The sequence below is a fragment of the Pseudomonas sp. AC255 genome, assembly GCF_979258175.1.
Genome location: NZ_OZ409841.1, coordinates 4,039,947 through 4,051,531 on the forward strand (window position 1 = coordinate 4,039,947; position 11,585 = coordinate 4,051,531).

General features: G+C 61.1%; 9 protein-coding genes. 7 read left to right on the forward strand and 2 right to left on the reverse strand.

Going from position 1 to position 11,585, the window contains the following annotated elements:
* The first annotated feature begins 363 nt into the window (after nt 1-363).
* From map to dapC, 3 genes are all read left to right on the forward strand, one after another.
* Nucleotides 364-1,146 carry a type I methionyl aminopeptidase gene (gene map, locus ACZZ0K_RS18450; protein WP_258707665.1) on the forward strand — a complete coding sequence of 261 codons (783 nt, stop codon included), beginning with the start codon at nt 364-366 and terminating at the stop codon, nt 1,144-1,146.
* Nucleotides 1,147-1,186: 40 nt separating this feature from the next.
* Entirely contained in the window at nt 1,187-3,889 is a 2,703-nt protein-coding gene (locus ACZZ0K_RS18455) for a [protein-PII] uridylyltransferase (protein WP_041478131.1), read from the forward strand.
* A gap of 221 nt (nt 3,890-4,110) precedes the next feature.
* Nucleotides 4,111-5,310, forward strand: coding sequence for a succinyldiaminopimelate transaminase (gene dapC / locus ACZZ0K_RS18460; RefSeq protein ID WP_252885442.1), 1,200 nt, complete (start codon nt 4,111-4,113; stop codon nt 5,308-5,310).
* Nucleotides 5,311-5,354: 44 nt separating this feature from the next.
* On the opposite strand, the gene ACZZ0K_RS18465 is transcribed toward dapC, so the two are convergent.
* Nucleotides 5,355-6,986: a Na+/H+ antiporter gene (locus ACZZ0K_RS18465; RefSeq protein ID WP_041478133.1), complete on the reverse strand. Its 1,632-nt coding sequence runs from the start codon at nt 6,984-6,986 to the stop codon at nt 5,355-5,357.
* Between the two features lie 348 nt (nt 6,987-7,334).
* On the opposite strand from ACZZ0K_RS18465, the gene ACZZ0K_RS18470 reads away from it, so the two are divergent.
* The 4 genes from ACZZ0K_RS18470 (at nt 7,335) to ACZZ0K_RS18485 (ending at nt 10,448) form a co-directional block, all read left to right on the forward strand.
* On the forward strand, nt 7,335-7,643 hold the full coding sequence (locus tag ACZZ0K_RS18470; protein WP_050977860.1) for an arsenate reductase: 309 nt from the start codon (nt 7,335-7,337) through the stop codon (nt 7,641-7,643).
* 31 nt (nt 7,644-7,674) lie between these two features.
* Complete coding sequence (gene dapD, locus ACZZ0K_RS18475) at nt 7,675-8,709, forward strand: 2,3,4,5-tetrahydropyridine-2,6-dicarboxylate N-succinyltransferase (RefSeq protein ID WP_041478134.1); 1,035 nt, start codon at nt 7,675-7,677, stop codon at nt 8,707-8,709.
* 132 nt (nt 8,710-8,841) lie between these two features.
* Entirely contained in the window at nt 8,842-10,047 is a 1,206-nt protein-coding gene (locus ACZZ0K_RS18480; protein ID WP_056783198.1) for an aminotransferase class V-fold PLP-dependent enzyme, read from the forward strand.
* Nucleotides 10,044-10,448 (forward strand): SufE family protein, encoded by a 405-nt coding sequence (locus ACZZ0K_RS18485; RefSeq protein WP_258707664.1) that lies wholly within the window; start codon nt 10,044-10,046, stop codon nt 10,446-10,448. The genes ACZZ0K_RS18480 and ACZZ0K_RS18485 overlap by 4 nt, the downstream gene beginning before the upstream one ends.
* A 116-nt stretch (nt 10,449-10,564) precedes the next feature.
* Here ACZZ0K_RS18485 and tcdA read toward each other — a convergent pair whose 3' ends face one another.
* Nucleotides 10,565-11,383: a tRNA cyclic N6-threonylcarbamoyladenosine(37) synthase TcdA gene (tcdA, locus tag ACZZ0K_RS18490; protein WP_150743265.1), complete on the reverse strand. Its 819-nt coding sequence runs from the start codon at nt 11,381-11,383 to the stop codon at nt 10,565-10,567.
* Nucleotides 11,384-11,585: the final 202 nt, after the last annotated feature.

Genomic DNA, 11,585 nt, shown 5'->3' on the forward strand with positions numbered 1-11,585 from the left:
TGATAAGTCGGGTTTGGCCTCCACGTATCCCAATGACCAACCAGAGGCATAAAGCCCAAGGCACCCAGGTCATCGTGTCGACACGTGTGTGGATTTAAGCTTTTCGGGGCATCCCCGGAAAGCGGCGCATTTTATACCACAGGGTGCGCAGAAACGGAACCCGGAATCTGTATTCGCACCAGTGACATGGGCGCAGCCCCCTTGGAATCGGCTCGATGGGCTCCATTGTATAGACACAAGCCAGACATGCAGGCGCGGATTTGCGCCTCCCGTCTGGTAGAATCGCGTTTTTCAGGGTCGCAAAATGTACGCTTGCCACCCAATTCGTATCCGTAAGCGCCGCCGAGCGCAGAGAGAGCCTGTATGACCGTCAACCTCAAAACCCCCGAGGACATCGCTGGCATGCGTGTCGCCGGCAAACTGGCCGCCGATGTGCTGGAAATGATTGCCGAACAAGTCAAACCGGGCGTGACCACTGATCAGCTCAACCAGATTTGCCACGACTACATCGTCAACGTGCAGCAGGCCATCCCTGCCCCGCTCAACTACAAGGGCTACCCGAAGTCGATCTGCACTTCGATCAACCATGTGGTCTGCCACGGCATCCCGAATGACAAGCCGCTGAAAAACGGCGACACCCTGAACATCGACGTCACAGTGATCAAGGACGGCTACCACGGCGACACCAGCCGCATGTTCCACGTCGGCGAGGTACCGGTCTGGGCCGAGCGCCTGTCGCAGGTCACCCAGGAATGCATGTACAAGGCCATCGAGATCGTCAAACCCGGCTGCCGCCTCGGCGACATCGGTGAAGTGATCCAGAAGCACGCGGAAAAGAACGGTTTCTCAGTGGTGCGTGAGTTCTGCGGCCACGGTATCGGCAAGGTCTTCCACGAAGAGCCGCAGATCCTGCACTACGGTCGCGCCGGCACTGGCATGGAACTGAAGGCCGGCATGACCTTCACCATCGAGCCGATGATCAACCAGGGCAAGGCCGACACCAAGGTGCTCGGCGACGGCTGGACCGCGATTACCAAGGACCGCAAGCTCTCGGCACAGTGGGAACACACCCTGCTGGTCACCGACACCGGCTACGAGATTTTCACTTTGCGCAGCGATGACACCATCGCGCGCATCTCGGCCTGACACCCAGAACGCTCCCAGCCTATAGAAGGAAAGCCAATCGATGCCGCAGGTGGATCCCGAACTCTTCGACCGCGGCCAGTTCCAGGCTGAACTGGCCCTCAAAGCGAGTCCCATCGCGGCGTTCAAGAAGGCGATCCGCCAGGCCCGCGAGGTTCTCGACACGCGTTTTCGCAAGGGCCGCGACATCCGCCGCCTGATCGAAGACCGCGCCTGGTTTGTCGACAACATCCTGCAAAAGGCCTGGGAGCAGTTCAACTGGAGCGAAGACGCCGACATCGCCCTGGTGGCGGTAGGCGGCTACGGTCGCGGCGAGCTGCATCCCTATTCCGACATTGATCTGCTGATCCTGCTCGACAGCGCTGACCACGAAGTTTTCCGCGACTCCATCGAGCGTTTTCTGACGCTATTGTGGGACATCGGTCTGGAAGTCGGCCAGAGCGTGCGCTCGGTCGATGAGTGTGCCGAAGAGGCCCGCGCCGACCTGACCGTGGTCACCAACCTGATGGAAAGCCGCACCATCTGCGGCCCCGAGCGTCTGCGCCAGCGCATGCTCGACGTCACCAGCACCGCGCACATGTGGCCGGCCAAGGAGTTCTTCCTGGCCAAGCGAGCCGAGCAGAAGGCTCGTCATCACAAATACAACGACACCGAATACAACCTCGAACCGAACGTCAAAGGCTCGCCCGGCGGTCTGCGTGACATTCAGACGATCCTCTGGGTGGCCCGCCGTCAGTACGGCACCCTGAACCTGCGCGCCCTCGCTGGAGAAGGCTTTCTGGTCGAAAGCGAAAACGCCCTGCTCGCCTCGTCCCAGGAATTTCTGTGGAAAGTGCGCTATGCCTTACACATGCTCGCCGGCCGCTCCGAAGACCGCTTGCTGTTCGATCATCAACGCACCATTGCCGGCCTGCTTGGCTTTGAAGGAGACGACGCCAAACAGGCGGTCGAAAACTTCATGCAGCAGTATTTCCGCACCGTGATGAGCATCGCCCAACTGAGCGATCTGATCATCCAGCACTTCGAGGAAGTCATCCTCGCCCCGGAAGACGAAGCGCCGCCGCAACCGATCAACTCGCGCTTCCAGTTGCATGACGGCTACATCGAGGCGCGCAATGACAATGTGTTCCGCCGCACGCCGTTCGCCATGCTGGAAATTTTCGTGCTGATGGCCCAGCAGCCGGAAATCAAAGGCGTGCGCGCCGACACCATTCGTCTGCTGCGCGAACATCGTCATCTGATCGACGACAACTTCCGTAACGATATCCGCAACACCAGCCTGTTCATCGAGCTGTTCAAGTGCAAGATCGGTATCCACCGCAATCTGCGGCGGATGAACCGTTACGGCATTCTCGGCCGTTATCTGCCGGAGTTCGGTTTTATCGTCGGGCAGATGCAGCACGACCTGTTCCACATCTATACGGTCGATGCGCACACGCTGAACCTGATCAAGCACCTGCGCAAACTGCAGTACACCCAGGTCTCGGAGAAATTTCCGCTGGCCGCCAAGCTCATGGCCAAGCTGCCCAAACCTGAGCTGATCTACATGGCCGGTCTGTATCACGACATCGGCAAGGGCCGGCATGGCGATCACTCGGAGATTGGCGCGGTCGATGCCGAGGCGTTCTGCCAGCGCCATCAGTTGCCGGTGTGGGACAGCCGCCTGATCGTCTGGCTGGTGCAGAACCACCTGGTGATGTCCACCACTGCGCAGCGCAAGGATCTGTCCGACCCGCAGGTGATCCACGATTTCGCCCAGGCGGTCGGCGACGAAACACGCCTCGACTATCTCTATGTGCTGACCGTGGCCGACATCAACGCGACCAATCCGACGCTGTGGAATTCATGGCGCGCCAGCCTGTTGCGCCAGCTCTACACCGAGACCAAACGAGCCCTGCGCCGGGGTCTGGAAAATCCGGTGGATCGCGAAGAGCAGATCCGCCAGACGCAGAGCGCCGCGCTGGACATTCTGGTGCGCGGCGGCACCGACCCGGACGACGTCGAGCAGCTGTGGGCGCAATTGGGCGATGACTATTTCCTGCGCCACACCGCCGGCGACGTCGCCTGGCACAGCGATGCGATCCTGCAGCAACCGGTGGATGGCGGGCCGCTGGTGCTGATCAAGGAAACCACCCAGCGCGAGTTCGAGGGCGGCACGCAGATCTTCATTTATGCACCGGACCAGCACGACTTCTTCGCCGTGACCGTGGCGGCGATGGACCAGCTCAACCTGAACATTCACGATGCCCGGGTCATCACCTCGAGCAGCCAGTTCACCCTCGACACCTACATCGTGCTCGACAACGAAGGCGAATCGATCGGCGACAACCCGGCGCGGATCAAGCAGATCCGCGAAGGCCTCACCGAAGCGCTGCGCAACCCGGACGACTACCCAACGATCATCCAGCGCCGTGTGCCGCGCCAGCTCAAGCATTTCGCCTTTGCGCCGCAGGTCACCATTCACAACGACGCCCAGCGTCCGGTGACCGTGCTGGAACTGACGGCGCCTGACCGACCAGGCCTGCTGGCGCGGGTCGGAGGGATTTTCCTCGAGTTCGACCTGTCGCTGCAGAACGCCAAGATTGCGACCCTGGGCGAACGTGTGGAAGACGTGTTCTTCATCACCGACGCGCATAACCAGCCGCTGTCCGATCCGCTGCTGTGCAGCCGTTTGCAGGATGCGATCGTCGAACAGCTGAGCGTCAATCAGGAACCGGATATCAAACTTTCGCGGATCAGTATCTGAATCACCCGTTTATCCCTGTGAATGCAGCCCATGCTTTCCTCCGGTACATACAATCCCCTGTGGCGAGGGGATTTATCCCCGTTCGGCTGCGAAGCAGTCGTAAAACCTGTGTATGCGGACATTCAGTTGAACCGCAGTGATGGTTTTGGGGCCGCTGCGCAGCCCAACGGGGATAAAGCCCCTCGCCACAGAAAGCTCTTGAGCATTTAAAAGAGGCCCCAATGAACAACGCTCTGAACCAGCTCCAGCCGTACCCGTTCGAAAAGCTCCGCGCCCTGCTCGGCAGCGTTACGCCGAACCCGGACAAACGCCCGATCGCCCTGTCGATCGGCGAGCCGAAACACCGTTCGCCGAGTTTTGTCGCCGAAGCGCTGGCGAACAATCTGGATCAGATGGCGGTGTACCCGACTACCCTCGGCATTCCGGCCCTGCGCGAAGCCATCGCTGGCTGGTGCGAGCGTCGTTTTGGCGTGCCGAACGGCTGGATCGATCCGGCGCGAAACGTGCTGCCGGTCAACGGCACCCGTGAAGCGCTGTTCGCCTTCACCCAGACCGTGGTCAATCGTGGCGACGATGCGCTGGTGGTCAGCCCCAACCCGTTCTATCAGATCTACGAAGGCGCGGCGTTTCTCGCCGGGGCCAAGCCGCATTACCTGCCGTGCCTGGATGAAAATGGCTTCAACCCGGACTTCGACGCGGTAGCGCCGGAGATCTGGCAGCGCTGCCAGATCCTGTTCCTGTGCTCGCCGGGCAATCCGACCGGCGCGCTGATTCCGGTCGAGACCTTGAAGAAGTTGATCGCCCTCGCCGATCAGTACGACTTCGTGATTGCCGCCGACGAGTGCTACAGCGAACTGTACTTCGACGAGCAAACCCCGCCGCCGGGCCTGCTCAGCGCCTGCGTCGAACTGGGCCGCAATGACTTCAAGCGCTGCGTGGTCTTTCACAGCCTGTCCAAGCGCTCCAACCTGCCGGGCCTGCGCTCAGGCTTCGTTGCCGGCGATGCCGACATCCTCAAGGGCTTCCTGCTCTATCGCACTTACCACGGCTGCGCGATGCCGGTACAGACTCAACTGGCCAGCGTTGCCGCGTGGAATGACGAAGTGCATGTGCGCGCCAACCGTGCGCTGTATCGCGAGAAGTTCGATGCGGTGCTGAACATTCTCAGCCCGGTCATGGACGTACAGCGCCCGGATGGCAGCTTCTATCTGTGGCCGAATGTGCAGGGCGATGATGCGGCGTTCTGCCGCGATCTGTTCGAGCAGGAACACGTGACCGTGGTGCCGGGCTCGTATCTGTCTCGCGATGTCGATGGCGTCAATCCTGGCGCCGGCCGTGTGCGTATGGCACTGGTTGCGCCGCTGGCGGAATGCGTCGAAGCCGCCGAACGGATTCGTGACTTCATCACCCGCCAGAAGTGATCACAGAGCGCTTGCGGCAGCCCCTGCTGCAAGCGCTCAACCGGCTATTTGACCTGGCCCAGATTGGCCTCGCTCAAATCCAGTTCGCCGAGCACTTCTCGCAACACGTCATCACCGATCTGGTGCTGACGACTGAGGCTGTAGAGTTCCAGGCGTTGCGCGCGCAGCGCTTTCAAACGCAGGCGACGCTCAAGCAGATCCATCTGGAATGCCAGCGCCTGAGCCTCGGCAGAATCATTGAACACATCAAGTTGATGGCGATATTCGGACATGATCCGCGCCTTGAGCTCCGCTGCCAGCGCTGCTTGAGCGGCATCCTGTGGGACGACTTCTTCGGTTTCCAGCGAGTGAATCGCCGCTTCCGCCGTCTTGCGCCAGGCATCGCGCACTTCCTGACGACGCTTGTCGTCTGGGCTTTTGTCGATGCCGCGCAGCAGCAAGGGCAGCGCGATACAGGCCGAGACCAGCGACAGCAGAATCACCCCGGCAGCAATGAAGATCAGCAAGTCGCGCTCAGGAAAAGCCTCGGCGCCGATCAGCATCGGCACCGACATCACGCCTGCCAGCGTCACCGCCCCGCGCACACCGCCCACCGTCAGCAACCAGCATGAACGCGCCGTCGGCACTTGGGTCAGCTCGCCCTTGCCGCGCAGTCGGCGCAGCAACACCGACAAGCGCCAGATGCTCTGCACCCAGATGAACCGCAGCAGCACCAGCGCGACGAAAATCGCCAATACATCGAGGCAGCGATAGAACAACGTCGGCCACAGCGTCGGCTCATGGCTGACCACAGCCTTGATGATGTCTGGCAATTGCAGGCCAAGCAGCAGGAAGATCAAGCCATTGAACGCAAATTCGAGCAGCGCCCAGACGCTGCGATTAAGCAATCGCGTGCTGGTCTGACGCGGCAGCAGGTCGAGCCAGCTTTGCATCATCCCCGCCGCCACCGCCGAAAGAATGCCCGAAGCGCCCAGACGTTCAGCCAGTACGTAAGCGGCGAACGGCAGCAGCAACATGAACACCACGTGAGTGGCCGGATCGTCCCAGCCCCGGGCGATCATCCACGCGCGCAGGCGCCCGACCAGCCAGCTCAACGCTACACCCACAGCCAGGCCTCCGAGCGCCACCGCGACGAAGGTCAGACTGGCATTGGTCAGCGAAAACACGCCCGTGACCGCTGCAGCGAGGGCGAATTTGAAGGTCACCAGGCCTGAGGCGTCATTCATCAGCGCCTCGCCCTGGAGGATGTGCATCAGCGGCGTGGGGAGACGGTTCTGCGAAATCGCTGAAACCGCTACGGCGTCCGTCGGTGACAAAACCGCTGCAAGGGCGAAGGCCACCGGCAGCGGAATCGTCGGCAACAGCCAATGAATGAAATAGCCGGCACCGACCACGGTGAACAGAACAAGGCCGACGGCCAGGGTCAGGATCGGTCCGCGCAATTGCCAGAAGGCGCGTTTGGGCATGCGCCAGCCATCGGAAAACAGCAGCGGCGGCAGGAACAGAAACAGGAACAATTCCGGGTCGAGGGCGACGTGCAGCCCCAGGGTCGGCCAGGCGAGCAAGGCACCGGCGGCGATTTGCACCAGCGGCAATGGCAGCGGGATAACCCGCCCGACCAAGCGCGAGACGCTGACCAGCATCAGCAGGATCAGGACGGTGTAAGCAGTTTGCATAAAACGGAAATCTCAGGCGATCGACAGCGTTGAACTGCCATATTAGCGCCTTAGGCTGTGGCTGACCGTTGCACCTATGTCGCACGACCGGAACGCGACCCCCTTGTGGGAGCGAGCCTGCTCGCGAAAGCGGTCGTTCAGCGAACAGAGGTATTGACTGATATGACCTCTTCGCGAGCAGGCTCGCTCCCACAGGGTTTTGCATTGCCAAATCGACCTGAGGCGCCGCGAAACCGTCCGGTCATGGCATAATCCGTCACCATTTTTTCCAGCACCTGTAAAGGGGGCGATTCCTTGGCCGTTTCAAGTAAAACGTTGCACCTTTTCGGCATCAAAGCCTGCGACACCATGAAAAAGGCGCGCACCTGGCTCGATGAACACGCTGTCAGTTATGACTTTCACGATTACAAGACCGCCGGCATTGACCGTGAGCACCTGACCCAATGGTGCGACGAGCACGGCTGGCAAACCGTGCTGAACCGCGCCGGCACGACCTTTCGCAAACTCGACGACGAACGCAAAGCCGATCTCGACCAAGCGAAAGCCATCGAACTGATGCTCGCACAACCCTCGATGATCAAGCGCCCGGTGCTCGATCTCGGTGACCGAACCCTGATTGGCTTCAAGCCAGATATCTACGCGGCCGCTCTGAAGTAAGCAGCCCGTCACTCTTTGTAGAGGTATTCACATGTCCAATTCCCTGTTCAGCATCGCCTTTGGTGTCGGCACCCAGAATCGTCAAGGCGCATGGCTGGAAGTGTTCTACGCCCAGCCGCTGCTCAATCCTTCGGCCGAACTGGTCGCAGCGGTCGCGCCGATCCTCGGTTACACCGAAGGCAACCAGGCCATCACCTTCACCACCGCCCAGGCCGCGCAACTGGCTGAAGCCGTGAAAGGCATCGACGCCGTGCAAGGCAAGCTGCTGACCCGCCTGGCTGAAAGCCACAAGCCGTTGGTTGCCACGCTGCTGGCCGAAGACGCGCAACTGACCTCCACGCCCGAGGCCTACCTCAAACTGCATCTGCTCTCGCACCGTCTGGTCAAGCCGCACGGCGTCAGCCTCGCCGGTATCTTCCCGCTGCTGCCGAACGTGGCGTGGACCAGCCAGGGCGCGATCGATTTGAGCGAACTGGCGGAAATGCAACTCGAAGCGCGTCTGCGCGGCGAACTGCTGGAAGTGTTCTCGGTAGATAAATTCCCGAAAATGACCGACTACGTGGTACCGGCCGGCGTGCGTATCGCTGATGCTGCACGTCTGCGTCTGGGCGCCTATGTCGGCGAAGGCACCACCGTCATGCACGAAGGCTTCATCAACTTCAACGCCGGCACCGAAGGCCCGGGCATGATCGAAGGCCGCGTTTCCGCTGGCGTATTCGTCGGCAAGGGTTCGGACCTGGGCGGCGGTTGCTCGACCATGGGCACCCTGTCGGGCGGCGGCAACATCGTGATCAAGGTCGGTGAAGGCTGCCTGATCGGCGCCAACGCCGGTATCGGTATTCCATTGGGCGACCGCAACACTGTCGAGTCGGGCCTGTACGTGACCGCTGGCACCAAGGTTGCGCTGCTCGACGAAAACAACAATCTGGTCAAGGTTGTGAAAGCACGTGAGCTGGCCGGTCAGACTGATCTTCTGTTCCGGCGCAATTCGGAAACCGGTGCTGTGGAATGCAAGACCCACAAATCGGCGATCGAACTGAACGAAGCGCTGCACGCTCACAACTAAGCAGCACATCGACCTCCTGTGGGAGCGAGCCTGCTCGCGAAGCTTTTGGCGTATCCAAGAAACGCCTTCGCGAGCAGGCTCGCTCCCACGAGGTTTGGCGTACACCCCGCCCAATTTCACAGGGCTGAACCCATGATGATCCCCTCCCCTTGGCGCGCCGATTTCCCGGCCATCGCCGCCCTGCAACGGCAAGACCAGACCTATCTGGACAACGCCGCCACCACGCAAAAACCCCAGGCCCTGCTCGACGCACTGACGCATTACTACGCCAACGGCGCGGCCAATGTGCATCGTGCGCAACACCTGCCCGGTGCTCACGCGACGCAAGCGTTCGAAGACAGCCGGCGCAAGGTTGGTCAATGGCTGAATGCCGGTGACAGCGGGCAGATAATTTTCACGCACGGCGCCACCAGTGCCTTGAATCTGCTGGCTTACGGTCTTGAACATTTGTTCGAGCCGGGCGATGAGATTGTCATCAGCGCTCTGGAGCATCACGCCAACCTGTTGCCGTGGCAGCAACTGGCGCAACGCCGCAACCTGAAACTGGTGATCCTGCCGCTGGATGCCGACGGCCTGATCGACCTCGCCGCTGCCGTGCATCTGATCGGCCCGCGCACGCGTTTGCTGGCAGTCAGTCAGCTGTCCAACGTCCTTGGTGCCTGGCAACCGCTGACCGCTTTGCTCGGCATGGCCAAGGCGCAGAACGCGCTGACGGTAGTCGATGGCGCGCAAGGCGTGGTGCACGGCCGGCATGATGTGCAGGCGCTGGGTTGCGACTTCTATGTGTTTTCCAGCCACAAGCTCTACGGGCCTGAGGGCCTGGGCGTACTGTTCGGACGCAACGCTGCGCTGGAGCAATTGCAGCCATGGCAGTTCGGCGGCGAGATGGTGCTGGACGCCAACTATCAGGATTCGCGCTTTCGCCCGGCGCCGTTGGGGTTCGAGGCTGGCACACCGCCAATCGCCAGTGTCATCGGCCTCGGAGCGACCCTCGACTACTTGGCCGGTTTGGATCAGGACGCCGTATCTGCCCATGAAGCGGCGCTGCACGACTATCTGTTGCGCGGCCTCGCCGCCCGCAATGGCATTCGCTTGCTCGGCAAGCCGCAATTGGCGCTGGCCAGTTTTGTCGTCGAAGGCGTGCACAACGCTGATCTGGCGCATCTGCTCACCGAACAAGGCATTGCCGTACGCGCGGGGCATCACTGCGCCATGCCGCTGATGAAAAGCTTCGAACTGGCTGGCGCGATTCGCGTGTCGCTGGCGCTGTATAACGACTCGGAAGATCTGGAGCGCTTTTTCGAGGCGCTGGATCAGGCGCTGGAGTTGTTGCGATGAGCCTGCCGGTGGAAGCGGCCGAAGCGCTGCAGACGTTTCACAATGCGGCGGGCTGGGAACAGCGCGCGCGGCTGCTGATGCAGTTTGGCGATCGCTTGCCGACGCTGGATGACGCGCAAAAGTGCGAGGCCAATCGGGTGCATGGCTGTGAGAGCCAGGTGTGGCTGGTCGGGGATTTGCGCGACGGGCACTGGCAGTTCAAGGCAAGCAGCGATGCGCGGATGATTCGCGGGTTGGTGGCGTTGCTGCTGTTGCGGGTCAATGGCTTGTCGGCGGTGGAGTTGCAGCAGGTGGATTTGCCGCAGTGGTTCAATCAGTTGGGCTTGTCGCGGCAGTTGTCGCCTTCGCGCAGTAATGGCCTGAATGCGGTGCTCCAGCGGATGAATGAGCTGGCCGGTTAATCGCCATCGCTGGCAAGCCAGCTCCCACAGGGCTCGGTGGTGTTCATAGATGCACTGAACTTACCCAATACCTGTGGGAGCTGGCTTGCCAGCGATGAGGTCATCAGCCTCACCGTTCAAACCTGAGGTTTTACTCGGTCCGAAGGGCGCCGCACCCCCGCCACAATCTTGTCCACAGCCTTGGTCGCCGCGACCATGCCAAATGTCGCGGTAACCATCATCACCGCGCCAAACCCGCCGGCGCAGTCGAGCTTCACGCCGTCGCCGACAAAACTTTTCTGCAGACAAATGCTGCCATCCGGTTTCGGGTAGCGCAGCTGTTCGGTGGAAAACACACACGGCACGCTGTAGTGACGGGTCACGGTGCGGGAGAAGCCGTAGTCCCGGCGCAACGTCGAACGGACTTTCGAGGCCAGCGGATCGTTGAAGGTGCGGTTCAAGTCGCAAACCTGAATCAGCGTCGGGTCGATCTGCCCGCCCGCGCCGCCGGTGGTAATGATCTGGATCTTGCGGCGTTTGCACCAGGCGATCAGCGCCGCTTTGGCGTTCACCGCATCGATGCAGTCGATCACGCAGTCGATGTTCGGCGTGATGTATTCGGCCATGGTGTCGCGGGTGACGAAATCGGCCACGGCGTGCACCGTGCAATCGGGGTTGATCCCGCGCAGGCGCTCGGCCATCACCTCGACCTTGGGTTTGCCGACAGTGCTGTCCAAGGCGTGCAACTGACGGTTGGCATTACTGACGCAGACGTCATCAAGGTCGAACAGCGAGATCTCGCCCACCCCGCAACGGGCCATGGCTTCCGCCGCCCAGGAACCGACGCCACCAACGCCGACGATCGCCACATGGGCGGCGCGCAAGCGTTCCAGGCCCTCGATGCCATACAACCGGGCGATGCCTGCAAACCGCGGATCTTCTGTACTCATGACCATTACCCCAAAAACCGGCGCGCATTATAGGACTACGCAGCGACAAGTTTTAAGCTGCAAGCGACAAGTGTAAGAACTTAAGTCAGAGACGGCTGCCCAATGTCAGGCATTTTCCCGTCAGTTGTACGACTGGTTAACCGCCGGTGTAGGATGCGCGCCCCTCGGGCGTCTATCCGACCGATCCTTCGTTCCACAGCCTTTGGAA

What these genes read in the sequence shown, in the direction of transcription:
- dapD (WP_041478134.1), top strand. Translation starts at nt 7,675, where the DNA reads ATGTCCAATTCCCTGTTCAGCATCGCCTTTGGTGTCGGCACCCAGAAT.
- ACZZ0K_RS18485 (WP_258707664.1), top strand. Translation starts at nt 10,044, where the DNA reads ATGAGCCTGCCGGTGGAAGCGGCCGAAGCGCTGCAGACGTTTCACAAT.
- map (WP_258707665.1), top strand. Translation starts at nt 364, where the DNA reads ATGACCGTCAACCTCAAAACCCCCGAGGACATCGCTGGCATGCGTGTC.
- tcdA (WP_150743265.1), bottom strand. Translation starts at nt 11,383, where the DNA reads ATGGTCATGAGTACAGAAGATCCGCGGTTTGCAGGCATCGCCCGGTTG.
- dapC (WP_252885442.1), top strand. Translation starts at nt 4,111, where the DNA reads ATGAACAACGCTCTGAACCAGCTCCAGCCGTACCCGTTCGAAAAGCTC.
- ACZZ0K_RS18470 (WP_050977860.1), top strand. Translation starts at nt 7,335, where the DNA reads ATGAAAAAGGCGCGCACCTGGCTCGATGAACACGCTGTCAGTTATGAC.
- ACZZ0K_RS18455 (WP_041478131.1), top strand. Translation starts at nt 1,187, where the DNA reads ATGCCGCAGGTGGATCCCGAACTCTTCGACCGCGGCCAGTTCCAGGCT.
- ACZZ0K_RS18480 (WP_056783198.1), top strand. Translation starts at nt 8,842, where the DNA reads ATGATGATCCCCTCCCCTTGGCGCGCCGATTTCCCGGCCATCGCCGCC.
- ACZZ0K_RS18465 (WP_041478133.1), bottom strand. Translation starts at nt 6,986, where the DNA reads ATGCAAACTGCTTACACCGTCCTGATCCTGCTGATGCTGGTCAGCGTC.